The organism is Clostridium sp. LBM24168, from assembly GCF_052953915.1.
In genome coordinates this window covers 2849190-2874917 of record NZ_CP196861.1, presented here as the reverse complement: position 1 = coordinate 2874917, position 25728 = coordinate 2849190, and the positions used below count along the sequence as shown (strand labels likewise).

24 protein-coding genes are annotated in these 25728 nt (G+C 31.2%); 16 read left to right on the top strand and 8 right to left on the bottom strand.

Going from position 1 to position 25728, the window contains the following annotated elements; translation table 11 throughout:
* Positions 1-14 precede the first annotated feature (14 nt).
* The 8 genes from fabD to ACSVC9_RS14245 all read left to right on the top strand — a co-directional run bounded on the left by fabD (position 15) and on the right by ACSVC9_RS14245 (position 7186).
* Positions 15-953: an ACP S-malonyltransferase gene (fabD, locus tag ACSVC9_RS14280; RefSeq protein ID WP_446898106.1), complete on the top strand. Its 939-nt coding sequence runs from the start codon at positions 15-17 to the stop codon at positions 951-953.
* Positions 954-964: 11 nt separating this feature from the next.
* Positions 965-1711: a 3-oxoacyl-[acyl-carrier-protein] reductase gene (gene fabG, locus ACSVC9_RS14275; protein ID WP_446898105.1), complete on the top strand. Its 747-nt coding sequence runs from the start codon at positions 965-967 to the stop codon at positions 1709-1711.
* A gap of 39 nt (positions 1712-1750) precedes the next feature.
* Positions 1751-2989: a beta-ketoacyl-ACP synthase II gene (gene fabF, locus ACSVC9_RS14270; RefSeq protein WP_446898104.1), complete on the top strand. Its 1239-nt coding sequence runs from the start codon at positions 1751-1753 to the stop codon at positions 2987-2989.
* A 1-nt stretch (position 2990) separates the two neighbouring features.
* The gene (gene accB / locus ACSVC9_RS14265; protein ID WP_446898103.1) at positions 2991-3482 is read left to right on the top strand and encodes an acetyl-CoA carboxylase biotin carboxyl carrier protein; all 492 of its coding nucleotides are present in this window, start codon (positions 2991-2993) and stop codon (positions 3480-3482) included.
* An 84-nt stretch (positions 3483-3566) separates the two neighbouring features.
* Positions 3567-4022 carry a 3-hydroxyacyl-ACP dehydratase FabZ gene (fabZ, locus tag ACSVC9_RS14260; protein WP_446898102.1) on the top strand — a complete coding sequence of 152 codons (456 nt, stop codon included), beginning with the start codon at positions 3567-3569 and terminating at the stop codon, positions 4020-4022.
* Positions 4023-4046: 24 nt separating this feature from the next.
* A complete protein-coding gene (locus ACSVC9_RS14255; protein ID WP_446898101.1) occupies positions 4047-5396 on the top strand; it encodes an acetyl-CoA carboxylase biotin carboxylase subunit in 1350 nt (449 codons plus the stop codon).
* 35 nt (positions 5397-5431) lie between these two features.
* A complete protein-coding gene (gene accD / locus ACSVC9_RS14250; protein WP_446898100.1) occupies positions 5432-6307 on the top strand; it encodes an acetyl-CoA carboxylase, carboxyltransferase subunit beta in 876 nt (291 codons plus the stop codon).
* A 33-nt stretch (positions 6308-6340) separates the two neighbouring features.
* Positions 6341-7186, top strand: a complete 846-nt coding sequence (locus tag ACSVC9_RS14245; protein WP_446898099.1) for an acetyl-CoA carboxylase carboxyltransferase subunit alpha — start codon at positions 6341-6343, stop codon at positions 7184-7186.
* 36 nt (positions 7187-7222) lie between these two features.
* Here the strand turns inward: ACSVC9_RS14245 and ACSVC9_RS14240 are convergent, their stop codons facing one another.
* The 5 genes from ACSVC9_RS14240 to ACSVC9_RS14220 form a co-directional block, all read right to left on the bottom strand.
* Positions 7223-7747 (bottom strand): ferritin, encoded by a 525-nt coding sequence (locus tag ACSVC9_RS14240; RefSeq protein WP_446898098.1) that lies wholly within the window; start codon positions 7745-7747, stop codon positions 7223-7225.
* Positions 7748-7872: 125 nt separating this feature from the next.
* A complete protein-coding gene (locus ACSVC9_RS14235; RefSeq protein WP_446898097.1) occupies positions 7873-9069 on the bottom strand; it encodes a S8 family serine peptidase in 1197 nt (398 codons plus the stop codon).
* 83 nt (positions 9070-9152) lie between these two features.
* Positions 9153-9584: a DMT family transporter gene (locus ACSVC9_RS14230; RefSeq protein WP_446898096.1), complete on the bottom strand. Its 432-nt coding sequence runs from the start codon at positions 9582-9584 to the stop codon at positions 9153-9155.
* 115 nt (positions 9585-9699) lie between these two features.
* Positions 9700-10191, bottom strand: a complete 492-nt coding sequence (locus tag ACSVC9_RS14225; RefSeq protein WP_446898095.1) for a dUTP diphosphatase — start codon at positions 10189-10191, stop codon at positions 9700-9702.
* A gap of 186 nt (positions 10192-10377) precedes the next feature.
* Positions 10378-10623, bottom strand: a complete 246-nt coding sequence (locus ACSVC9_RS14220; RefSeq protein WP_446898094.1) for a TM1266 family iron-only hydrogenase system putative regulator — start codon at positions 10621-10623, stop codon at positions 10378-10380.
* Between the two features lie 285 nt (positions 10624-10908).
* Between ACSVC9_RS14220 and glgB the strand changes: the two genes are divergently transcribed.
* The 8 genes from glgB (at position 10909) to asnS (ending at position 24285) form a co-directional block, all read left to right on the top strand.
* Complete coding sequence (gene glgB, locus ACSVC9_RS14215) at positions 10909-12750, top strand: 1,4-alpha-glucan branching protein GlgB (protein ID WP_446899869.1); 1842 nt, start codon at positions 10909-10911, stop codon at positions 12748-12750.
* Between the two features lie 50 nt (positions 12751-12800).
* Entirely contained in the window at positions 12801-14228 is a 1428-nt protein-coding gene (gene glgA, locus ACSVC9_RS14210) for a glycogen synthase GlgA (protein WP_446898093.1), read from the top strand.
* Between the two features lie 42 nt (positions 14229-14270).
* Positions 14271-16703 (top strand): glycogen/starch/alpha-glucan phosphorylase, encoded by a 2433-nt coding sequence (locus ACSVC9_RS14205; protein WP_446898092.1) that lies wholly within the window; start codon positions 14271-14273, stop codon positions 16701-16703.
* Between the two features lie 34 nt (positions 16704-16737).
* Complete coding sequence (locus tag ACSVC9_RS14200) at positions 16738-18516, top strand: alpha-amylase family glycosyl hydrolase (protein ID WP_446898091.1); 1779 nt, start codon at positions 16738-16740, stop codon at positions 18514-18516.
* A gap of 43 nt (positions 18517-18559) precedes the next feature.
* The gene (locus tag ACSVC9_RS14195) at positions 18560-19711 is read left to right on the top strand and encodes a glucose-1-phosphate adenylyltransferase (protein WP_446898090.1); all 1152 of its coding nucleotides are present in this window, start codon (positions 18560-18562) and stop codon (positions 19709-19711) included.
* Positions 19712-19751: 40 nt separating this feature from the next.
* Positions 19752-20864: a glucose-1-phosphate adenylyltransferase subunit GlgD gene (glgD, locus tag ACSVC9_RS14190; protein ID WP_446898089.1), complete on the top strand. Its 1113-nt coding sequence runs from the start codon at positions 19752-19754 to the stop codon at positions 20862-20864.
* 226 nt (positions 20865-21090) lie between these two features.
* A complete protein-coding gene (locus ACSVC9_RS14185) occupies positions 21091-22740 on the top strand; it encodes a DUF4434 domain-containing protein (RefSeq protein WP_446898088.1) in 1650 nt (549 codons plus the stop codon).
* A gap of 153 nt (positions 22741-22893) precedes the next feature.
* Positions 22894-24285 carry an asparagine--tRNA ligase gene (gene asnS / locus ACSVC9_RS14180; protein ID WP_446898087.1) on the top strand — a complete coding sequence of 464 codons (1392 nt, stop codon included), beginning with the start codon at positions 22894-22896 and terminating at the stop codon, positions 24283-24285.
* 79 nt (positions 24286-24364) lie between these two features.
* On the opposite strand, the gene ACSVC9_RS14175 is transcribed toward asnS, so the two are convergent.
* The 3 genes from ACSVC9_RS14175 to ACSVC9_RS14165 form a co-directional block, all read right to left on the bottom strand.
* Positions 24365-24868: an SEC-C metal-binding domain-containing protein gene (locus ACSVC9_RS14175; RefSeq protein ID WP_446898086.1), complete on the bottom strand. Its 504-nt coding sequence runs from the start codon at positions 24866-24868 to the stop codon at positions 24365-24367.
* Between the two features lie 120 nt (positions 24869-24988).
* Complete coding sequence (locus ACSVC9_RS14170; protein ID WP_446898085.1) at positions 24989-25108, bottom strand: hypothetical protein; 120 nt, start codon at positions 25106-25108, stop codon at positions 24989-24991.
* 46 nt (positions 25109-25154) lie between these two features.
* Positions 25155-25721: a GerMN domain-containing protein gene (locus ACSVC9_RS14165; RefSeq protein ID WP_446898084.1), complete on the bottom strand. Its 567-nt coding sequence runs from the start codon at positions 25719-25721 to the stop codon at positions 25155-25157.
* Positions 25722-25728: the final 7 nt, after the last annotated feature.

Genomic DNA, 25728 nt, shown 5'->3' with positions numbered 1-25728 from the left:
ATAGGGAGGATATAATGGGGAAGATAGCATTTTTATTTTCAGGGCAAGGAGCTCAATATGTAGGTATGGGAAAAGAGCTTTATGATGACATAAAATCTGCAAGAAGGATATTTGAAATTGCAGATAAAGCTTTAGGTTTTTCTATAAGTAGTATTTGCTTTTCAGGACCTAAAGAGGATTTAGATAAAACTGAAAACACTCAACCGGCAATTTTAACTACAAGTATAGCTGCACTTAAAACTCTGGAGGATTATGGTATAAAACCTGACATTACAGCAGGCCTGAGCCTTGGAGAGTATTCTGCACTTGTTTTAGGTGGTGTATTGAAATTTGAGGATGCAGTTGTTCTAGTGAAGAAAAGAGGTAGATACATGCAGGAGGCAGTACCGGAAGGTAGAGGAGCTATGTCAGCTATTATGGGTTTAGATGTTGCTAAGGTTAAGGAGGTATGCAGACAATGTTCTAGTTCTGGAATTGTTGAAATAACAAATTTGAACTGTCCCGGGCAGGTGGTAATCTCAGGGGAGAAAAAATCGGTAAAAGAAGCTTCGAAATTGGCTTTGGAAAAGGGCGCAAGGAAAATTATAGAACTCTCTGTAAGTGGACCCTTCCATACATCTATGATGAAACCTGCTGCAGAAAAGCTTGAAAAACAATTGGCAAATATAACTATTTCTAATTTTAATATACCAATTATTACAAATGTGACAGGTGAGATAATAGAAGATATAATGGATGTTAAAAATTATCTAAAAAAGCAAGTAATGAGTACTGTTTATTTTGAGAAGACCATACGTAATATGATTAGTATGGGAGTGGATACTTTTATTGAAATAGGACCAGGTAGAGTATTAAGTGGTTTCGTAAGGAAAATTGATAGAAAGGTTAATACATTGAATGTTCAAGACATCAAATCTTTAAATTCAACTGTAGAAAAATTAAGGTTAAGATAGGAGTAAATCAAATGAAAGGTATAAAAGGAAAAGTTGCTGTAGTTACGGGGGCATCACGAGGTATAGGAAAGGCTATTGCACTTAAGCTTGCGGAAGAAGGAGCGGATATAGTATTAAATTATAGAAATGATTCAAATTCTTTAGATGAACTTGTAAAACAGATTGAGGAATTTGGGAGTAAGGTTATCACGGCTCGTGGAGATGTGAGTATATTTGATGATGCAAAAAAGATAGTTAAGGTAGCAGTTGAAAAATTTAAAACTGTGGATATACTTGTAAATAATGCAGGTATAACAAAAGACGGATTAATATTGAGAATGAAAGAAGAGGATTTTGATAGAGTAATAGAAGTCAATTTAAAAGGGGCATTCAACTGTATAAGGCATGTTAGCCCTATTATGGTAAAGAAAAGAAATGGAAAGATAATAAATATATCCTCTGTAGTTGGAATAGCAGGTAATGCCGGTCAGGTTAATTATTCTGCGGCAAAAGCAGGAATAATAGGTTTGACCAAATCCGCTGCGAAAGAACTTGCAGCTAGAGGTATAAATGTAAATGCCGTGGCTCCAGGATTTATAAAAACAAGTATGACAGAAGTGCTGTCAGATAAAGTTAAAGAAGGTATATTGTCAAGTATACCGCTCAATAGAATTGGAACTGCTGATGATGTAGCTGAAGTTGTAGCATTTTTAGCTTCTACAAGTTCAGATTATATTACAGGACAGGTAATAAATATAGATGGTGGAATGGTAATGTAATTTTAGTTGTTCAAAATTGGTTTAAGGTTGGTGAAATATATGAAGAATAGAGTTGTAATTACAGGACTTGGAGCAATTACACCTGTAGGAAATGATGCAGGTACTTTTTGGAATAATATAAAAAACGGGGTTTGTGGAATTGATTTTATTAAAGGTTTTGATACAGAAGGTTTCAAAGCAAAATTAGCAGCAGAAGTTAAAGACTTTGATCCAGCAGAAATTTTAGGAAGAAGAGAGGCTAGAAGATTAGATAGATTTTCTCAATTTGCTTTAGTTGCAGCTGATGAAGCTGTTAAGGACTCACAGCTTGAAATAGATTCCATGGATAAAACTAGAATTGGAGTTGTAGTCGGTTCAGGAATAGGTGGAATAGGAACTATAGAAAAAGAAAATGAAACACTTATAAGGAAAGGACCAAATAGAATTCATCCACTTTTTATACCTATGATTATAGGAAATATGGCGGCAGGAAATATAGCCATAAAATATGGTGCTAAAGGAATATGTACTACAGTGGTAACAGCCTGTGCTACAGGTACGAATTGCATTGGAGAAGCATATAGAATGATTCAAAATGGAATGGCAGATGTTATAATTGCAGGTGGAGCTGAAGCATCTATAACTCCTTTGTCTATAGCTGGATTTATATCTCTAACGGCACTTAGTAAAAGCAGTGATCCGCAAAGGGCATCCATTCCCTTTGATAAAGAAAGAAATGGTTTTGTTATGGGAGAAGGATCAGGAATTGTCATACTTGAGTCTTTGGAACATGCAAAAAAGAGAGAAGCAAAAATATATTCAGAAATAGTTGGATATGGTTCTACTTGTGATGCCTATCATATAACGGCTGTGGATCCTTCTGGAGAAGGAGCAGCATTGGCTATGGAAAGAGCGATTAAAGAGGCAGGAATAGATAAAAGAGAAATATCCTACATAAATGCACATGGAACAAGTACTGTATCCAACGATAAAGGGGAAACTCTTGCCATAAAGAGATTATTTGAGGATATCTCCAAAAATATACCTATAAGTTCAACAAAATCTATGACTGGACATTTGCTTGGAGCAGCAGGTGCCATTGAGGCAATAATATGTGTTAAGTCTCTTGAGGAAGATTTCATTCCACCTACTATTGGATATAGAGAAAAAGATGAAGAATGTGATCTGGATTATGTTCCCAATATAGGCAGAAAAGCAGATGTTGAATATGCAATGTCAAATTCTTTTGGGTTTGGTGGACATAATGCTGTAATTTTATTAAGAAAATGGAGTGAGTAGTATGGATTTTAAGGCAATTGAACAAATGATACATATTATGGACGATTCAAGCCTTGGATATTTGGAAGTTAAGTGGGATGAAATTTCAATAGTAATGAAAAAAAAAGGTGAGTCTGGAGTAGTCAAATCAAATACTATAGAAGAACCAAAATTAAAGAATAATTTAGTTGAGAATACAAATGAGGAGTTGAATTCAGCAGAAGATAGATGTAAGGTTGAAGATAGTGAAGAAACTGAAGAAGATGGAAATATACAAGAAATAAAAGCACCTATAGTGGGTACATTTTATAATAAATCGGCCCCTGATAAATCGGAGTATGTAAATATCGGGGATAAGGTAAAAAAAGGTGATATACTGTGTATAATAGAAGCTATGAAGATTATGAATGAAATACAAAGTGATGAAGATGGCGAAATTGTGGATATACTTGTAAAAAATGAAGAAATGGTAGAATACGGACAATGTTTGTTTAAAATAAAGCTAGATAGCTGAATATGCGCTTTTAATGATTTATATGATAAAACAAATAAATGGTAAAATTTATATTATATTGAAGTAGGCCTTTAGGAGGAAATTATGGAAAACACAGATTTCAATGTGAATTTAGGTATAGAAGAAATTAAAAAAATTATTCCTCATAGATATCCTTTTTTGCTTATAGACAGGGTAACTTATATGGAACCTGGAAAAAAGGTAATTGCTTATAAAAATGTAACAGCAAATGAATATTTTTTTCAGGGACATTTTCCGGGAAAGCCGGTAATGCCTGGAGTACTTATTATAGAAGCACTTGCCCAGGCAGGAGCTGTGGCTATATTGAACAAAGATGAATTTAAAAACAAAATAGCATTTTTTGGTGGTATAAATAAGGCGAAATTTAGACAGATGGTAATACCCGGAGATACATTAACTCTAGTTGTTGAAATAGTGAAAATAAAAGGACCTGCAGGTATAGGAAAAGCGATTGCCTATGTAAAAGATAAGAAGGTTGCTGAAGCAGAATTAATGTTTATGATAGGAAATAAAAACTAGAGTATTAGGAGTTGAATTTTAAAAGTGTTTAGTAAAATTTTGATTGCAAACAGGGGTGAAATAGCTGTAAGGATAATAAGGGCTTGTAGGGAATTGGGTATTCAAACTGTGGCTGTTTACTCAGAAGCTGATAGAGATGCCCTTCATGTTCAGATGGCAGATGAAGCAATTTGTATAGGTGCTGCTGCACCTAAAGATAGCTATTTAAATATCCAGAATATAATAAGTGCTACCGTTTTATCAGGAGCACAGGCAATTCACCCTGGATTTGGATTTCTATCTGAAAACAGTAAATTTGCTAGGATATGTGAAGAGTGTAATATTACATTCATAGGACCGAGTCCAGAGTGTATTGAGAATATGGGTAATAAGTCAAATGCAAGGGAAATAATGATGAAATCAGGTATACCTGTCATACCAGGTTCTGGTGGAGCTATTTTAAATGAAAAAGATCTTCTGGAAACAGCAAAAAATATTGGATATCCTGTTATGATAAAAGCTTCTGCAGGTGGTGGAGGAAGAGGTATAAGAATTGTATATAAAGAAGACGATATTATAAAAAACTATGAAAATGCAAAAGCAGAGGCAAAAGCTGCATTTGGTGATGACACTATATATCTAGAGAAATTTATTGAAAAGCCAAAGCATGTTGAGATTCAAATACTTGGTGATAATTATGGCAATATAGTATATTTAGGAGAACGAGATTGTTCTATGCAAAGAAGAAATCAAAAGTTAATGGAGGAAGCTCCCAGCCCAGTAATGACAGAAGAACTTAGGAAGTTAATGGGAGATACTGCGGTTAAAGCAGCAAAAGCAGTAAATTATAACAATGCAGGTACTATAGAATTTCTTTTGGATAAAAATAGAAATTATTATTTTATGGAAATGAATACTAGGATTCAGGTAGAGCATGCCATAACTGAGATGATAACACAAATAGACCTGATAAAGGAGCAGATTAAAATTTCATCAGGAGAACCATTAGGATTTTCTCAAGAAGAAATACACATAAATGGCCATTCAATAGAGTGTAGAATAAATGCAGAGAATGTCAAGAGGGATTTTATGCCCTGCCCTGGTAAGATAACAGATATATACGTTCCCGGAGGATTTAATGTCCGGGTAGACAGTGCAGTTTATGCAGGTTATGAAATACCTCCATATTATGATTCCATGATAGCTAAACTTATAGTATATGGAAAGAATAGACAGGATGCAATTGCAACTATGAGAAGGGCTCTAGGAGAATTTATAATAGAAGGGGTTAGTACCAATATAGATTTTCAATATGATCTGATTAATAGTAAGGAATTTATAACTGGAACTTATGATACAAGATATGTAGAAAAATTTATAAAAGATTTATCCTAAGAAGCTAATTTGCCTGGAAAGGAGTTGAGTAGGTTTTGTTAAATAAGTTTTTTAAAAGGACAAAGTATATCACTGTAAGCCAGGAAACTCTTAAAAATATTTCGGAGGACCAAGATAATAGACCATATATACCTAATGGTATGTGGGTAAAATGTAGTAGATGTAAGAGAGTTCTATATAAACCTGATCTGGATAGAAATAATAAAGTTTGCCAGTACTGTGGTCATCATTTTAGGATGAGTGCTAGAGAAAGAATAGAACTTATAATGGATAAAGATAGTTTTAAGGAATTTGATGTTGACTTGCAGTCAGATAATCCAATACAATTTGATGGTTATGAGGATAAATTAGATAATATGAAGAAAAAAACTGGACTTAATGAGGCTGTAATAACAGGCAGAGGCACAATAGGAAAAATGGCTGCAGTGGTTTGTTTCATGGACAGTAATTTTATGATGGGAAGTATGGGATCTGTAGTGGGAGAAAAAATAACAAGGGCAGTTGAAAGTGCGGTAAAGTTAAAACTACCTTTAATTATATTTACAACTTCTGGTGGAGCGAGAATGCAAGAGGGTATATTTTCTCTTATGCAGATGGCAAAAATAAGTGCTGCGCTTAACAGATTGGATAAAGAGAGGCTTCTTTATATAACTGTACTTACAGATCCTACTACGGGGGGAGTTACTGCAAGTTTTGCAATGCTTGGAGATATTATACTGGCAGAACCATACGCACTAGTTGGTTTTGCAGGTAAAAGAGTAATTGAACAAACCATAAGACAAAAACTTCCTGATGGATTTCAAAGTGCTGAATTTTTGCTCAAACATGGTTTTATAGATAGTATAGTTTCCAGAGATAATTTAAAAAATACTTTGAAAAATATATTGATTATTCATGATAACAATAGATAATGGAATTATTTTAATCGAAAGGGATGAATTTATATGGAGAAAATAGGAAAACTCCAAAAGATTTTAAATGAAAAACTAGATAATAAGACTGCATGGCAAAAAGTGACTCTTGCAAGGATGATTGAAAGGCCCACATCCCTTGACTATATAAACAGGATATGTAATTGTTTCATGGAATTTCACGGAGATAGATATTTTGGAGATGATCCATCTGTAGTAGGTGGTATTGGAATACTGGATGGTGATCCTATTACTGTAATAGGACAACAAAAAGGAAGAAATACTGCTGAAAATATAAAGAGAAATTTTGGTATGCCTGAGCCGGAAGGATATAGAAAAAGTCTAAGACTTATGAAGCAAGCTGAAAAGTTTGACAGACCAATTGTATGTTTTGTAGATACGCCAGGTGCATTTTGTGGAATGGAGGCAGAAGAAAGAGGTCAGGGCGAAGCAATAGCCAGTAATTTAATAGAAATGTTTAATTTAAAAGTTCCTATAATATCTATAGTTATAGGTGAAGGTGGAAGCGGTGGTGCGCTTGCCTTTGCTGTAGCAAATTCTGTGTGGATGCTTGAAAATTCAGTATACTCGATACTTTCACCTGAAGGTTTTGCAGGAATACTTTGGAGGGATGGTTCACGTGCAGAGGAAGCTGCTGAAGTCATGAAATGCACTGCCAGAGACTTAAATAAGTATGGAATAATAGATAAAGTTTTAAAGGAACCCCAGGGTGGGGCACATAAAGATGTAGACAAGATGGCAGATGACATAAAAAATGAACTTATAGAAACCATTGGAATATTTAAGAAATACTCTGAAGAAGAATTATTAAACCAAAGGTATGAAAAGTTTAGAAATATGGGCAAATATAAACAATAGCCATGGGTAAAATTATCCATAGCTATTGTTTATATTTTAATTTGCAGCATTTGGGGTATTAGTTGGTGGTACAAAAGTTCTTGATTGAAGTTCTGTATCCAGCATATAGAGGGCAGCTGAATTATCACCTATTCTCTGTAGCTTTTTAATCAACTTTGTGAAAGTATCTTCCTCTTCAACTTGTTCATCTATGAACCATTTAAGTAAACTTATTGTAGCATGTTCTTTTTCTTCGGTTGCTATGTTCATTAGATTATAAATTCTTGTAGTAACCTTTTTTTCATGTGCCAATGCTTTTTTAAAGGCATCTAAAATTGATTCATAATTATTGCTGGGTGCATCTATAGCTCCTATATTTATTCTTGCATCGGTTTGATTTAAGAAATTATAGAATTTTGTTGTATGATAATTTTCTTCCTGGATTTGAACTTTAAAAAAGTTGGAAAATCCATCTAAATCCAATGAATCGCAGTATGCCTGCATAGCAAAATATATGTTCGCTGAATACATTTCGAAATTTATCTGATCATTTATAGCATCTACAAGTCTATTGCTTAACATAAATAAAATCCTCCCTTTATAAGCTTTTGTGAAAGTAATAGTTTATTAATATAGATTATTTGTTATTTAATCCTATAATAACACATTTTATAGAAAATTTAAATAAATAAAGAATATTTTATTATTTACAATGCAAATTTTTCAAAATCAATCATTCCAGAACCCTGGCACCATTTGGGTAGATTTAAAAATTTACAAGATATTTTAAGAAGTGAAACAAGATCGTTGAAACTTAAATCAGGATTATTTTCATATAACAATGAACATACGCCGCTTATATAGGCAGCTGCACAAGATGTACCCGTGTAACAAGTATAAGGTTTTTCTAAAGTAGAAGGGTATAATTTTTTCCCGTTTTTCTCAGATATATAAATTGTATTTGAGTTTATGGAACAAATGTCTACACATGCAGCAACTAAGTCCGGTTTCTGGGTTTTGCAAAATGGACCACAAGATGAATATTCATATGATTTTATACTATGAGAAGTTGTATCTATTCCACCAACAGTTATGCAGTTATTTAAAGTCGAAATACCCTGAATGCTACCCTCGAAGTTACCATTATTTCCTGCAGCTGTAATTATTGCTATGTTATTTTTTACAGCTATATCAAATAACTTTTGAAACAATGATAGAATAAATTGACTTCTTGAATTCATTTCAAAGGGAAGACAGATTATTTTCAAATTCAAATTTTTTGATTCTTGTATTGCACATTGTATTCCGAATAGTATGTCGCCTATATAGGCATATCCGAGTGAGTTGAAGGCCTTTATGGAATATATAGAACTATTTTCAGCTATTCCACAATATATTCCATCAGATAGTTTCCCACTGCCTGATATTATTCCGCTCATGAAAGTACCGTGGCCGTTATCATCGTAGGGATATTTTAGATTATTTATTAAATCCAGAAACTTCTTTATTTTATTTTTACCGGTTATTAGATCTGGATGGGGATAAGTTCCTGAGTCTATAAGACATATGCAGATATTTTTACCTGTAAGTTTATATTTGTCAGAAAAACCTATTTTATTTGCCGAGAATACATTTTTACCGCATAAATTTGCTTTAATATCCCAGGTTATATATTTTACTTCAGGGAATTCTATTAATCTGTCTAAAATACGATCTGATACTATGGCACATACAGAGTTTATATAGGAGATAGAGCAAATCACATTGCATCCAGATCTTTTTATCTTTTTTTCTATATTCTCCAGCATGGAATTACATTGGATTATTACTCTGTAATTTTTATAGTGTTTTTTACTTAAAGCTAATTTTAAATTTTTGTCTAATTTATTTTTTATGGAAAACATTTTATTCTCCTAAAGATTGATCTCATTATATATTATATATATTTAATGGAAATGTGATATTTATCTATAGGAATTTAATTATATTAACTATTCCATTTTAATACAACTATTCCTGCAATTAGCATAAATATACCTACTAATTCATATGAATTAAATTTTATATTTTTAGAACCAAACAATCCAAAAAAATCTATTAAAAAAGCCATTATAAGCTGAGAAACCAATATTAAAGCTATAGAATGGGTGGCACCCATTGATTTTATACCATACATTACAGTGTAGGTTATGATTACACCAAGTACACCACCTAAAAGATATATTTTTTTGCACATTTTAATATTATGTATATTACCTTTTCCAAGGCAAAATGTTATTATTAAAGTTATTAGAAAAGCAGTACCTTGTACTATTGCATTTGTTTCTGAAAGTCCTATTTTTTCTCCCAATCTAGTATTGAATACACCTTGAATACTCATTGCCATTCCAGATATTATGGAGGATAAAATACCTAGCATGTATATCACCTTCCTCTTTATTGAATATAAAGTAGTTTAACCTGAATAGGTATATATTATGAGTAAAGTGTAAATACCCCTAAAATTTCAACTTTAGGGGTATTGAGAAAACTAATTATGAGTATTGCTTCTCATCTGTATAGTGTTTGTTCATATAGATTTTATTATAGCATTTTTTTATTTCTTTAGGGTGATATCCAAGACTTAAACCAAGGCTTAGAAAATCTTCAAATAAAGTTATGTAATGATCTTTTGAAGAACAGACTAGAAAATCATTTATATCTACATAGAGATTTAGAAATTGAGAATTTATACTACATCGACTTTCTTTAAGCTGAATATCCACTATGTCATTAAAATTTTTTTCTAAACCCAAAGATAATATAAAATACAGTGAATTGGCAAGTTCTTCTAGAATTATTTTGTTATTAGAAATTTTATTACTACTCCAGAACTTAAAACATCTTGTTTTATTAGCTAGTTCGCCGATTTCAACTTGAAGTGCCAGTGTTTTTTGTGAAAGAAGGGATTCCCCTTCAAGACTTTGCTCTTTTCTAATTGCTTCATCTAAATTTTCTTGTAATTCAAATAAATCTATAAGATTCATATATAGAGCCGCCTTTCTATATCTTATAATTAAATAATATTTATTACAGATCAAATCTGATAAATTACCCACACATATATTTTAACTAAATTCAACAAATATTGAAATAAGGTGCAATCCTTTACAGATAAATTTTTTTTAAAATTTTAAAAAAATTTATCTGTAAAGGATAATCAATAATAACAATTATTTTTTAGTTATAGCTGTTTTTACAGTTACTCCACTAATTTTACCAAGTTTTCCCGTCATGGAACTTATTTCATCCGAAGTTCCATCCACAATAACCGATATTATAGAAATATTTTTTTCTCTATAGGGTATTCCCATTCTTCCTACTATTATGTGAGCAAAAGAATGAAGTATCTGATTGACTACTTTTGAATTTTCAAGGTTTTTTACTACTATTCCAACTACACCAATTCTTGTTTCCATTGTTTCTTACCTCCATGCTATCTTAAATATTGGGGTTTATAATTATATTTTCAATTATATCTAATATACTTTAATATATAAAATAAAATTATATATAAATACAGAAATTTTGTTGATAAGATTTTTTTTCAACTATATATTTCATGTGATTTTAGCAGGTGAAACTAAAAGTAATGTAGAATTATTTATATATATATAAGTATTGGAAGTAAGGTGGTGTGAAAATTGGTTGATAAAGATATACGGTCCTTTTATAAAGGGAAAAATTATGAAAGTTATAATCTTATGGGATCCCATTTTACAAAGGAAAGAGGAAGACTTGGTGCAAGATTTACTGTATGGGCACCTAATTCTAAGAGAGTAAGAGTATTAGGCGACTTTAATAATTGGAAATCAGAAAGCAGCCTTGAGTTAAAAAAAATATTTGGAACCAGCCTCTGGAGTATATTTATAATAGGGATAAAAAAGGAGACGTTGTACAAATATGAGATTATGGACAGATCAGGAAAAATAGTTTTAAAAAGTGATCCGTATGCGAGATATTCTGAAAAAAGACCTGGTAATGCTTCCAAGATAGTGCGTGAAAAAATTTTTAAATGGAGTGATCACAAATGGATAGTTGCAGAAAAAAAGTCTAATATATATGAAAAGCCTATAAATATATATGAGATTCACCTGGGATCGTGGAAAAGAGGGAAAGATGGAGAATTTCTTAATTACAGGCAGATAGCAAGAAAGCTTGTAAAATATTTAAAAACTATGAATTATAATTATATAGAAATAATGCCTATAATGGAACATCCTCTGGATAATTCTTGGGGATACCAGATTACAGGCTATTATTCACTAACTAGCAGGTATGGAAACATACAGGACTTTAAATATTTTGTAAATATGCTTCACAACAATAATATAGGGGTTATACTGGATTGGGTTCCGGGTCACTTTTGTAAAGATGAGCATGGATTATATAAATTTGATGGTACTCCTACTTATGAATATTCAGATGAAAAGCAGTCGGAGAATAAAGGATGGGGAGCGGGAAATTTTGATCTGGGCAAACCAGAAGTAAGAAGTTTTCTTATATCAAACGCTCTTTTCTGGATTAAGAAGTTTCATATAGATGGCCTTAGAGTAGATGCTGTTGCAAATACGCTTTATCTTGATTATGATAAAGGTCCAGGAGAATGGACACCTAATGAAAATGGAGGCAATCAAAATACTAAAGCTGTGGAATTTTATCAAGAGTTGAATAAGGTACTCTTTAAAAAATTTCCTAATTTACTGATGATAGCAGAAGAGTCTACAGCATGGCCTCTTGTTTCAAGACCTGTATATTCAGGAGGACTTGGATTTAATTTTAAGTGGAATATGGGATGGATGAATGACGTATTGAAATATATTACAATGTCACCGGAAGAAAAGAGATGTAATCACAAATTGATTACTTTTTCTATCATGTATAATTACTCTGAGAATTTTATATTGCCTATATCTCATGATGAAGTTGTTCACGGGAAGAAGTCTCTGATAGATAAAATGTGGGGAGATTATTGGAATAAATTTGCCGGATATAGAGTATTTATTACCTATATGTACACTCATCCGGGAAAAAAGCTTATATTCATGGGAACAGAATTTGCACAATTCTCTGAATGGGATGATTCTAGAGAATTGGAGTGGAATCTTATAGACAAGTTTCCCATGCATAATGATATACTGAATTTTTCAAAGAGTATTAATGAATTTTATATTAATGAGAGAGCGCTTTGGGAACTTGATTACAACGAAGAGGGTTTTACGTGGATAGATGCAAATAATGCCTTCCAAAGTATACTTGTATTTATGAGAAATTCGAGGCAAAAAGAGGATACTCTTATAATACTTTGCAACTTTACCCCAAAGTTATATTATGATTACAATATAGGAGTACCATATTTTGGAGAATATAAAGAAGTATTCAATACAGATAAAAAAGAATTTGGAGGTTCGGGAGAAACAATTGAAGGCACTTTATGTTCTAAAAATAAGAACTATCACAATCAAAAGTATTGTCTTACTTTAAAGGTACCACCTATGGCAGCTATTATAATAAAACCTAAGAATATATTTGAAGATTTAGAGTAAAATTACCTAAAATAAGTTAGACCAATAATAAAATTGAGGAGGGGAATTTTATGAAAGTACTACTTGCCGCTTCTGAAGCAGAGCCGTTTGTAAAAACTGGGGGACTTGCTGATGTAATTGGTACACTGCCTAAATATCTCAAAAAGATTGGCTTGGATGCAAGGATAGTAATACCTAAATATAGGGATATTAAATCGGGTTTAATTAATAAGCTAAATTTTATTAAATATTTTTATGTTCCCGTTGGATGGAGAAATAAATACTGTGGTATATTTCAATATGAGTATCAGGGCATAATTTACTATTTCATAGATAATGAATACTATTTTTATAGAGATAGACTTTATGGATACTATGATGATGGTGAAAGATTTGCATTTTTCGATAGAGCAGTTCTCAATATGCTTTGGGAAATTAATTATAAACCAGACATAATACATTGTAATGATTGGCATACGGGGATGATACCAGTATTATATAAAATCGAATATGAACAGGATAAATTTTATAATGGAATTAAATTCTTATTTAATATTCACAATCTTCTCTTTCAAGGTAATTTTGATAAAAATATATTAGGTGAACTTTTCAATTTGGATAGTATTTACTATGAGAATGGTAGTGTTGAATTAAATGGAGCGGTAAGCTTTATGAAGAGTGGAATAAATTATAGTGATAAAATTTCAACGGTAAGTTGTTCCTATGCACAAGAGATACAGACACCTTACTATGGAGAGAATCTTGACGGACTTCTTAAAAGCAGAAACAATGATCTTTGGGGAATAGTGAATGGAATAGATTATACTATCTATAACCCGGAGAACGATAGTATGATATTTAGAAATTATAACAAAGAAAATTTAAGAAATAAGATGGTCAACAAATTAAAATTACAAAAGGATCTTAATCTAAATGTTGACCGGGAAATACCTATGCTTGCCATAATTTCACGATTCACGCCACAAAAAGGTATGGATATCATACAAAATATAGGGGAAAGACTTGTCTCAAAACATATTCAATTGGTGATACTGGGAACAGGATATAAGCAATATGAAGATTATTTCAGGTATCTAAGTTCAAAATATCCTGAAACAGTATCGACAAATATATACTTTGATGATGTATTGGCACACAGAATTTATGCTTCATCTGATATATTTTTAATGCCGTCGCTTTTTGAACCCTGCGGACTAGGACAGCTTATAGCTTTAAGGTATGGAACAATTCCAATAGTAAGGGAGACTGGAGGACTTAAAGACACTATACAACCATATAATAAATATACGGGTGAGGGTAATGGATTCAGTTTTACGAATTTTAATGCAGATGATTTTTTCCATGTTATAAATGATGCTTTAGATTATTTTAGTGAAAAAGAAATATGGAATAATATAATAAAACATGCTATGGAAAGTGATAATAGTTGGGACAATTCGGCAAAACTTTATAAATCACTATATGAAAGTTTGATATAGTCATTTAGGTAAAATGAGATAATATCATTTAGGAGGAGTTTTATGCTAAATATAGATAAAAAAACTTTCAAAAGAGATTATAGAGAAAAATTTATGGAAATTCATGGTAAGGAACTGGAGGAAGGAACGGATTATAATAAGTATGAAGCTTTGGGAAGCTTAGTTAGAGATTATGTAACGAAAATGTGGATAGAAACTAATAATACTTATAAGAAAACTAATAAAAAACAAGTATATTATTTTTCTATAGAATTTTTGCTTGGTAGGCTTCTTGGAAGTAACTTGCTCAATTTAGGCATAAGAAATATGTGCAAGGAAGCTTTGGGTGAGATGGGAATAAATTTAGAAAATTTAGAAGAACTTGAAGAGGATCAGGGACTTGGAAATGGTGGACTTGGAAGACTGGCGGCATGTTTTTTGGATTCAATGGCATCTCTTAGCATACCGGGACATGGATGTGGAATAAGGTACAAATATGGTTTTTTTGATCAAAAAATAATAAATAATTCCCAAGTAGAAGTTCCTGATGAGTGGCTCAAAAACGGGAATATATGGGAAATAAAGAAACCAGATAAATCTAGAGTTGTAAAGTTTGGTGGAGATGTAAAAGTAGAATATATAGATGGAAATTTAAAATTTCAACATGTCAATTATGAAACGGTATTGGCAGTGCCCTATGATATACCTATAGTGGGATATGACAACAATGTAGTGAATACATTGAGGCTCTGGAGTGCAGAACCACTGTCCAATGAGTTTGACTTTTCATCTTTTAACAGAGGGGATTTCAGAAAAGCTATGGAATATAAAGATTCTGTAGAATCCATTTCTCAAATTCTTTATCCTGATGATAGTTTTTACGAGGGAAAACTTCTAAGGCTAAAGCAGCAGTATTTCTTTGTATCAGCAGGGCTTCAAAGTATTATGCATCACTTTAAGAGTTCAGGTGGTAATTTGAAAGAACTGGATGAAAAAATAGCGGTTCATATAAATGATACTCATCCGACGCTTGCCATTCCTGAATTGATGAGAATACTTATAGATGAAGAAGGTTTTGGATGGGATGATTCATGGAGAATGACACATAACATTATGTCCTATACAAATCATACTATAATGGCAGAAGCACTTGAAAAATGGCCAGTAGATATGTTTAAGAAACTTCTTCCAAGGATTTTCATGATAGTACAGGAAATGGATAGAAGATTTTGTGAAGATTTAAAAATTAAATATCCAGGACAATGGGATAAAATAAGGCGGATGGCTATAATAGATGGAGGCCATGTAAAAATGGCTCATCTTGCAATAGTAGGTAGCCATAGTGTAAATGGAGTAGCTAAACTTCATACTGAGATATTGAAAAAACAGGAGATGGCAGATTTTTATTATTATTATCCAGATAGATTCAATAATAAGACAAATGGTATAACACACAGAAGGTGGCTTATGAATGCAAATCCCAAACTGACATCCCTTTTAAAAGAGAGTATAGGCGACAGCTTTGTGATGCACCCTACAGATATGGAAAAGTTTGAAAAGCTTGCAGAAGATGAAAATGTTCAAAGAAAACTTGCAGAAATAAAATTGTCAAATAAAAAAAATCTGGCAAACTATATATATGAGAACCAAGGGATAAAGATAGATATCAATTCCATGTTTGATATACAGATAAAGAGGATTCATGCTTATAAAAGGCAGATATTGAACTGTCTTAGGATAATGGATTTGTATAATAGGCTTATAGAAGATCCAGATCTGGATATCGTACCGAGAACCTTTATATTTGCTGGAAAATCGGCACCGGCATATCATCTGGCAAAAGATATAATTACGCTTATAAATGTTGTGGCAAATAAAATAAATAATGATGATAGGGTTAATAAAAAAATCAAGGTGGTGTTTATGGAAAATTATAGTGTATCACTTGCCGAGATTATAATACCTGCTGCTGATTTGAGTGAACAGATATCTACAACTACAAAAGAAGCCTCTGGGACTAGCAATATGAAGTTTATGATGAATGGAGCAGTTACTATAGCCACGTTAGACGGAGCTAATGTAGAAATAAGGGATGAAGTTGGAGATGATAATATAATTATATTCGGGCTTACGGAAAGAGAAGTATTGAATTATTATAAAAATGGAGGATATAGCTCACGGGAGATTATAAATGGAGATGCTAGGGTAAGGAGAATTGTTAATTCTTTAATAGATGCTACTTATTCTAGGGATGAATTTAGAAGTATATATGAAAATTTGGTAACTTATAATGATGAATTTTTTGTATTGAAAGATTTCTATTCTTACCTAGAAGCCCAGGAAAAAGTAGATAAATTATATAGGGATAGTTCAAAGTGGCAAAAAATGTGTATTATAAATATAGCTCATTCGGGTATATTTTCTAGTGATAGAACTATAAGAGAATATGCTACAGGTATATGGGGATCTAAATGTTTATATAAAAATTTACAGTAAAAATTCTGCTTTTCTTATTGAGAAGAGGTGTAAAATGGATTTTGAATTAAAGCATGATTCATGGGATATCCATTATAGAAAGCCTTTTGGTGCAGTAGAAAAAGGTAAAACGATTTATATTTCTATATTATCTGACAGATATTTAGAGATATATCTAGAGTTAATATATTTTGACTATAGTGAAAAAAGTGTAAAGATGGATATTTCAAAATATAATGATGCTGAATATCTATATTATTATTATATAAATTTGGAAAAGAATTATGAAGGACTTATAAATTACTATTTCAGAATATATGTTGGTAAAGGAAAACATATTTATTATGGTAATAATTATGATGGATTAGGAGGTAAGGGACAGATCTATTATGATAAACCTAAACCTTATCAGATAACTGTGTATGAGCCTTTCAAGGTTCCGGAATGGTTTAAGGAAGGTATTGTATATCAAATACTGGTAGATAGATTTAAAAATGGAAATGAAGATGGAAGAGTATTGAGACCTAAAAAGAATATTTTTATCCATGAAAATTGGGATGATGAACCAGTATATATAAAGGATTCTTCTGGAGATATATTGAAATGGGATTTCTTTGGAGGAAATTTACAGGGAGTAATTCAGAAACTCAAATATATAAAGAGTCTGGGAGTAAATGCCATATATCTAAATCCTATATTTGAATCTGCAAGCAACCATAAGTATGATACAGGAGATTACAAGGTTATAGATCAGATGTATGGAGATGAAAATATATTTAAAAAATTATGTAAAGAAGCTAAAAAGCTAGACATAAGAATTATTTTAGATGGGGTGTTTAGTCATACTGGAGATGATAGCAGGTATTTCAATAAATATGGTAATTATGATTCATTAGGTGCATATCAGTCAAAAGATTCTCCTTATTATAATTGGTATAGGTTTAATAAATATCCTGATGAATATGAATGTTGGTGGGGAATAGATAATATGCCAAACGTAGATGAAATGGAAAATACTTATATAGATTTTATTATTTCAGGAAAAAATTCAGTATTGAAAAAATGGATGGATACTGGAGTTTCTGGATGGAGGCTAGATGTTGCAGACGAGTTGCCTGATGAGTTTATAGAGAAGATAAGGACTAGAATAAAGGGTATCTCCCATGATTCTGTTCTTATAGGTGAAGTATGGGAAGATGCATCTAATAAAATAAGTTATTCAAAGAGAAGAAAATATGTATTTGGTCATGAGCTTGATTCTGTGATAAATTATCCTTTCAGAGATGCTTTAATAGACTTTTTAATAGGAATTACAGGATCAAGAGTTTTTCAGAGAAGGATATTGAGTTTGTATGAAAATTATCCTAAGGAAATATTTTATTCTAGTTTAAATGTTATAGGCACTCATGATACAGAAAGAATTTTGACTGTATTAAGTAAGAATGGGAAAAATGGAATAGCTCTTTTAAATATTGCAGTAGCAATTCAGATGACTTTGCCTGGTGTACCTGTAATATATTATGGAGACGAAGTAGGAGTACTAGGAGGAAGTGATCCAGAAAATAGAAAAACTTATCCGTGGAAAAAGCAAAACAAACACATATTAAGCTTTTATAAGAATATTGTTGAACTTAGAAATAAGTTAGATTCATTGAAAAAAGGCGATATAAAATTTTATAATGTAAATGAAAATATATTATGTTATGAAAGAACTTTCGAAGAAGAAAAGACTTTGATATTAGCAAATAGGAGCCAAAATGAGTCATTTGACGTAAAAATAAAAGAATTGTATGTAAAAATACTTCCTTATGAAATTAAAGTGTTGCAGGAATAAAGATATAATTTAAAAAATGCTGATTAAAAGAGGGGGATGGGTTATGAAAAAAAAAGAAATAGTGTCAATGATACTAGCTGGAGGACAAGGATCAAGGTTAGGAGTACTGACAAAAAGATTGGCAAAACCTGCAATACCTTTCGGTGGGAAGTATAGAATAATAGACTTTGCTTTAAGTAACTGTTCCAATTCTGGAATTTATACTGTAGGAGTGCTGACACAATACAAGCCATTAGAATTAAATTCCCATATAGGAATAGGTAGTCCTTGGGATTTAGATAGGAGGGATGGAGGTGTGTACATACTCCCACCCTATCAGGAAGAAGATGGAGGAAACTGGTATAAGGGAACTGCAGATGCTATATATCAGAACATGTCATTTATAGATAATTATAATCCTCAATACGTACTTGTACTTTCAGGAGACCATATATATAAAATGGACTATGCAAATATGATTGGCTTTCATAAGGAGAAAAAAGCAGATGTAACTATTGCAGTAATTAAAGTTCCAATAGAAGAAACACATAGATTTGGAATAATGAGCGCGAGAGATGATATGAGTATATATGAATTTGAGGAAAAGCCTAAGAGTGCAAAAAGTACGAATGCTTCTATGGGTATATATATTTTTAACTGGAAACTTCTAAAAAAATTTTTAAGATCAGATCATAATGACAAGAATTCTAATAATGACTTTGGAAAGAATATTATACCTAATATGCTTAATTCGGGTTTAAAAATATATGCATACCCATTTAAAGGATACTGGAAGGATGTAGGTACTGTGAAAAGTTTGTGGGAAGCAAATATGGACCTTCTGCGGGAAGATAATGAACTCAACTTGAGAGATCCGAAATGGAGAATATATTCGGTAAATTATGTGGAACCAGCTCAATATATAGGCCCTAATGCAGATATTAAATCGTCATTAGTAGTAGATGGATGTGAAATTTATGGAAAAGTGATTCATTCAATTATATTCTCAGGAAGTATAATAGGTAAAAATTCTAAAATAATAGATTCAGTTATAATGCCAAATGCTAAAATAGGGGACAATGTTATAATCAATAAAGCAATAATAGGAAGTAATGTAATAGCAAGAAGAGATAGTATAATAGGTAATGGCAACGAAATTACTGTAGTAGGGTCAAATGTAGATATAAAAGCGGGATCTATATTGATAAATTCATAAAATTATCAGATAAGCTATATTTTGATGGGAGAGGATATTTGTGTATGAAAATTTTATGGGTATAATAAATTTAGATGAAAATGAGGATAATATAAGGGAGCTGACGAGAAATAGACCTTTGGCGTCAGTACCAATAGGAGGAAGGTACAGAGTTATTGATTTTATACTATCAAATATGACTAATTCTGGTATAGAGAATATTGGCATATTTACTAAAATGGAATCCAGATCACTTATAGACCATATAAGTAATGGAAGACCATGGGATTTAAATAGAAAAATAGAAGGACTTAGGGTATTTAATTTTACCGATAGGAATCCAAATTTTGATGACATATATAATTTTTCTAAAAATATGTCATACTTTAGAAAAAGCAAAGAAGAATATGTGATTATTGCACCTTCTTATATGGTGTGTAATATAGATTTAGAAAAAGCAATGAAATTTCATATGGAATCCAAAAATGATATTACTATAATATATAAAGAGGTAACAAATGCAGATATAAACTTTATTCATTGTGAAACATTAAATATAAATGACAAAGCTGAAGTTGTAAGTGTGGGCCGGAATATAGGCATAAACAAGAAAGCAAATATATGTATGGAAATGTATATGATGAGTAAAAATATATTCATGGATATAGTAAATGAGTGCATATCAATAGGAAGCTATAGAAAATTGAAACAGCATATATATAGCTGTCTTGATAATTTAAATGTAGGTACTTTCAAATTTGAAGGATATTTAAGTTGTATAAATTCTATTAAGGCATATTATAGAACAAGCATGGAACTTCTGAAACATAATGTAATGAAAGAACTATTTTCAAATGATAGACCTATATATACTAAAACAAATGATGAGGTACCATCAAAATACTCACAATGGAGTGATGTAAAAAATTCTATAGTTGGAAATGGATGTTTTATAGAGGGAAAGGTAGAAAATAGCATAATATCAAGGCGAGTGACCATATCCAGAAATGCAGTGCTGGAAAATTGTATAGTACTGCAAAATTGTAGTATAGGTAAAAATGTTAAACTTGAATATGTAATTTTGGATAAAAACTCCTCTATAAAAGATGGAAGGCAGCTTAAAGGTGATGAGGATATGCCTATTGTAATAGAAAATCAAGATAAAATATATTGAGGAGATATTAAAGTATCTCCTTATTAATTTACAAAAGCTAGATGAAAGGGAATTGTATAATATGAAGAATAGAAAAGTTATAATCATGTTATTAACATTCATTATATTATTTATCTGTGTGATTATATATTTTCGGAGTCCACTTAGATCTAATGATAATTACCCAATACTGGCGGGATCTTTTATACAAGCGGATTTAACACAAAATTGGGATGAAGATAAATGGATGAAAGAGATGAATTATTTAAAGGAAAACAAAATGGAATACCTTATAGTATCTGGAATAATATCTACAAACGATAATATAACAAAAACAGTTTATAATAGTAATATACCCGGTACTAAAAAAATTTATGGAGATAAAGATGAAATAGAATTGTGTTTGAAATCTGCAGAAAAATTGGGGATAAAGGTATTTTTAGGTACCGACTTCAATAGTGAATGGTGGAATAAATCTGCAAATGATATAAATTGGTTAAGTGCTCAGATGAACCGCACAAATTTAACTTGTGATGAACTTTATAGGAAATATCATCTTAAATATAGACATTCTTTCTATGGTTGGTATTTTCCATATGAAATAGATAATGTTAAATTTAATAATAATGAAGAATTTGCTAAATTGGCTAATGCAATCAATATAAATTTAAATTATCTTGAGACAAAAAAAGAAAGATTGCCATTTTTGATGTCGCCTTTTATGAATTCTGCATTTGGTACGCCAGATCAATATGCGAGTAACTGGAAGTACTTCTTTTCAATAGCAAATTTAAAAAATGGAGATATATTGTGTCCCCAGGATTCAGTTGGAGCTGGTGGACTCGATATAAGTGAAGTAAATCAGTGGTTTACAGCTCTAAAGAAAGCTGTAGATAGTAAAAGTGGATTGAAACTCTGGGCAAACGTAGAAACATTTGATTATGTAAATAATTCTACTGTAACTTTAGACAGACTTGTAAAACAAATGGAAATGGAACAGCCTTGTGTAGATAAAATAATAAGTTTTTCCTATAGTCATTACTATAGCCCAAATAATATTGATTCAGGATTTAATGAGGCATATTCTGAATATGTTAATAATGGAAGGCTTCCTTATAATAAGATATCTGCTCCAAAAAATTTAAGGGTACAGACCATAAATAAATATGAGTTTAGATTAAGTTGGGATAAACCCAAAAATGACAAGGATATATGTGGATATAGGGTGTATAGAAATGGAGTTCTTATATATAATTCCATGATTCAAAGAAAATATGGTGGTGAGAAAAAAGAATTCTATTTAAGTGTAATAGACAAGCCTATATTAAAAAGTAATGTTAAATCATATACGTATGAAGTCAAAGCAGTGGATTTTTCCGGCAACATGTCAAATGCATCTAAATCGATAACTGTTAATGTAGATAGCATAAAAGTTTTACCTAAATTGCTTTCAAGAGGATGTAAATATAGTTTAAGTCCAAAGCCCGATTTCAATTATAATGATGATGGAATTAAACTTGCAGATGGTAAATATGCACAATATAATACAATAAAGGATAAAGCATTTTCAGCATGGTATAATAATTCTTTTAATTTAGAAATAGATCTTAAAAATATAAAAGAAGTTCGTCAATTTATGGTAGATTACTATAGAGAGCCAAGAGCCTGGGCAATGTTGCCTAAGTCAGCATCTGTTGCAGTATCTCAAGATGGAATTCATTTTATTCCTGTTGGACTTGTCAGGATACCGTCTGTTTCATTTTCAGATAGAAATGGATCTAGATATTCACTTTATCTTACATTGGATAAGCCAGTTACTGCAAGGTACATTAAACTTACGACTATACCTGAAATAAATTATTATGCTTTTATAGATGAATTTCAGGTGAGAAATTAAAAGTGGTAAATAAATTTAATAAATTAGATAATTATTGACATAGAATTATATAAATATTATAATCTTATGGTATAGTCCTATGAATGCAGCTCTTTTGTCCCCTTATGGATAGAAGGGCTTTTTTACGAAAAAATACTATGGAGGGGTTTATTTATGGAAATAACATTAGTTAGGTCTATTTATAAAGACATTGAAAAGTTTGCAGATAAAGATATAAAAATTTCAGGATGGATTAGAACCATAAGAGATTCAAAATCATTTGGATTTATAGAAATAAATGATGGAACTTTTTTTAAGAATGTTCAAGTAGTTTTTGATACAGATCTTGATAATTTTAAAGAAATATCAAAATTGCCTATAAGCACTTCTCTATCAATAGAAGGTAAATTAGTAGTTACACTTAATGCAAGACAGCCTTTTGAGATTAGGGCTAGTAAAATAGATGTAGAAGGTAAATCGTCTTCAGATTATCCACTTCAAAAGAAACGGCATACACTTGAATATTTAAGGACTATTGCTCACTTAAGGTCTAGAAGTAATACTTTCTCGGCAGTATTCAGAGTTCGTTCCTTGGCAGCTTATGCTGTACATAAGTTTTTTCAGGAGAGAAATTTTGTATATGTTCAGACGCCACTAATAACTGGTAGCGACTGTGAAGGTGCAGGTGAAATGTTTAAAGTTACTACTCTGGATTTATATAATGTTCCAAAAAAGGAAGATGGAAGTGTAGATTATTCAAAAGACTTTTTTGGGAAAGAAACGAATTTGACGGTAAGCGGTCAATTATCTGCAGAAACTATGGCACTAGCTTTTAGAAATGTATATACTTTTGGACCAACTTTTAGAGCTGAAGATTCAAATACTGCAAGACATGCTGCTGAGTTCTGGATGATAGAGCCTGAAATGGCATTTGCTGATTTAAATGATTATATGGATGTTGCTGAGGAATTGGTCAAATATATAATAAAATATGTTTTAGAAAATGCACCTGAAGAGATGAATTTCTTCAACTCATTTATACATAAGGGATTATTTGAAAGACTAAATAATGTGGCAAATTCAAGCTTTGGAAGGATAACTTATACTGAAGCAGTAGATATACTGAGAAAGAGCGGACAGAAGTTTGAATATCCAGTAGAGTGGGGAATCGATCTGCAGACAGAACATGAAAGATTTTTGACAGAAAAAATTTATGGTAGGCCTATATTTGTAACTGATTATCCGAAAGATATAAAAGCTTTTTATATGAGAGCAAATGACGATGGAAAAACTGTTGCAGCGGCTGATCTACTTGTACCTGGTGTGGGAGAAATAGTAGGTGGAAGTCAGAGAGAGGAAAGATATGGTGTCCTTGAGAAGAGAATAGAAGAACTAGGACTTAATAAGGAAGACTATTGGTGGTATTTAGAACTTAGAAAATATGGCGAAACTAAACATTCTGGATTTGGACTTGGTTTTGAAAGAATACTTATGTACATTACAGGTATGTCTAATATAAGAGATGTAATTCCTTTTCCTAGAACTACAGGTTCTGCTGAGTTCTGATATAATTATATAAAAGAGGTTTTACGGAAATAAAAATTTCTCTGTAAGACCCTCTTTTATATAGAATTTCAAATTAAAATTAAGCTGTTTTTCCGCAGCAATTTTTGTATTTTTTACCGCTTCCACAGGGACAAGGATCATTTCTTCCAATTTTAGTTTTATTTACTATTGTTTTTGAAGAAACCCACTTTTTATGGATATTCTTTCTTTTTTCCTTTGAGAAGATAGATTCCCACTGTGGGAGTTTGTAAAGGTAATCTGCTTTAGCATCAAGCATGTTAAAATACAGCTTTTCAAAATTGATTTTTATATCAATATTTGAATTCTGATCTAATTCTTTAAGTTCAATGGGATTTTCAAGACTGTCATTTATTCCATCTAAAAAACCTATAAAAAACACTGGTGAAATATTGAATTTTTCTGATAAACTTTTTATACTTCCATTTAAAGAATTTATATGATCAGCTAATATATTAGTGTATATATCTTTTTCAATGGAGCCATATTCTTTCCAAAATTCAGCTTCCCCCTTTGTTTTAACTAGATTTACAACTTTATCTGTCCAATCTTTGTATAAACTCATATTATGTTCTGTTTTTTAATAAAAAACAGTACCTCCCTTTCATTTTTAGTTTAATATTTAAAATATTAAATTTATCTAGCACTTGAATCATTATAATAAATATAATATTGGTTTGCAATACTATGGTTTTAATTTTAAAATATATAGTGCATTTTTAGAACAATAACTACACTTTGATTCACTAGATTTAAAATCTTGGTCATTTGCATAAAACATATATGGAAAAGTTTCATTTTCCACTAAAAAATCTTCAATAGCTATATCTATGTGATCACTACAACTGTATTTAGTTTGATTTAATATTTTTAAGATCCTCCCTTCCAATAGGCTTAGATAAATCAAAATTGTTTCCAAATAAATTGGTGTCGTTATTGTCTACAAATATTTTTACCCTATTGACGGATGATAACTGGGTCAATGATAAAACAATGCTTTTAATACAGGCTTCTTCCTTTTTAGCAGTCATTTTTTGATTTGTATCTTTGCTTAAGTTTACATAGGCTATATTGTCTTTTATGGATACGCTAATAAGCTTTGCATTTTTGTCAAATACAGGAGACAGATTACTTTTTACAGAAGGACCTTTTATTAGCTCATTTATTATAGTTTCTGCAAGAAGTTCATCTTTTTTTATGATTCGCTGTTCTTTTGATAGTTCTACGGTATCGTCCTTTTTAGTAGAATCAAAATATATATTTAGTTCTACTAAGTTATTTTTCTCCTGCGGAAATGCTATTTTTTTCTCTTTCTCACTGTTATTTATACTCAAGCTATCTCTTTTTTCACAGGAAATTAGTGATAAATTAAAGAACACAACTGCAGAACATAGCAGAATGCTAAAAATTTTTCTCATGACTTTA

Bases quoted from the DNA above. Each gene is read 5' to 3' on its own strand.
- ACSVC9_RS14185 (WP_446898088.1), top strand. From the start codon at position 21,091: ATGAAAGAGATGAATTATTTAAAGGAAAACAAAATGGAATACCTTATA.
- accB (WP_446898103.1), top strand. From the start codon at position 2,991: ATGGATTTTAAGGCAATTGAACAAATGATACATATTATGGACGATTCA.
- ACSVC9_RS14230 (WP_446898096.1), bottom strand. From the start codon at position 9,584: ATGCTAGGTATTTTATCCTCCATAATATCTGGAATGGCAATGAGTATT.
- ACSVC9_RS14235 (WP_446898097.1), bottom strand. From the start codon at position 9,069: ATGTTTTCCATAAAAAATAAATTAGACAAAAATTTAAAATTAGCTTTA.
- ACSVC9_RS14225 (WP_446898095.1), bottom strand. From the start codon at position 10,191: ATGAATCTTATAGATTTATTTGAATTACAAGAAAATTTAGATGAAGCA.
- ACSVC9_RS14200 (WP_446898091.1), top strand. From the start codon at position 16,738: ATGGATTTTGAATTAAAGCATGATTCATGGGATATCCATTATAGAAAG.
- glgB (WP_446899869.1), top strand. From the start codon at position 10,909: ATGGGATCCCATTTTACAAAGGAAAGAGGAAGACTTGGTGCAAGATTT.
- ACSVC9_RS14245 (WP_446898099.1), top strand. From the start codon at position 6,341: ATGGAGAAAATAGGAAAACTCCAAAAGATTTTAAATGAAAAACTAGAT.
- fabZ (WP_446898102.1), top strand. From the start codon at position 3,567: ATGGAAAACACAGATTTCAATGTGAATTTAGGTATAGAAGAAATTAAA.
- glgA (WP_446898093.1), top strand. From the start codon at position 12,801: ATGAAAGTACTACTTGCCGCTTCTGAAGCAGAGCCGTTTGTAAAAACT.
- ACSVC9_RS14175 (WP_446898086.1), bottom strand. From the start codon at position 24,868: ATGAGTTTATACAAAGATTGGACAGATAAAGTTGTAAATCTAGTTAAA.
- asnS (WP_446898087.1), top strand. From the start codon at position 22,894: ATGGAAATAACATTAGTTAGGTCTATTTATAAAGACATTGAAAAGTTT.
- fabG (WP_446898105.1), top strand. From the start codon at position 965: ATGAAAGGTATAAAAGGAAAAGTTGCTGTAGTTACGGGGGCATCACGA.
- ACSVC9_RS14195 (WP_446898090.1), top strand. From the start codon at position 18,560: ATGAAAAAAAAAGAAATAGTGTCAATGATACTAGCTGGAGGACAAGGA.
- ACSVC9_RS14205 (WP_446898092.1), top strand. From the start codon at position 14,271: ATGCTAAATATAGATAAAAAAACTTTCAAAAGAGATTATAGAGAAAAA.
- ACSVC9_RS14240 (WP_446898098.1), bottom strand. From the start codon at position 7,747: ATGTTAAGCAATAGACTTGTAGATGCTATAAATGATCAGATAAATTTC.
- ACSVC9_RS14220 (WP_446898094.1), bottom strand. From the start codon at position 10,623: ATGGAAACAAGAATTGGTGTAGTTGGAATAGTAGTAAAAAACCTTGAA.
- ACSVC9_RS14165 (WP_446898084.1), bottom strand. From the start codon at position 25,721: ATGAGAAAAATTTTTAGCATTCTGCTATGTTCTGCAGTTGTGTTCTTT.
- fabF (WP_446898104.1), top strand. From the start codon at position 1,751: ATGAAGAATAGAGTTGTAATTACAGGACTTGGAGCAATTACACCTGTA.
- fabD (WP_446898106.1), top strand. From the start codon at position 15: ATGGGGAAGATAGCATTTTTATTTTCAGGGCAAGGAGCTCAATATGTA.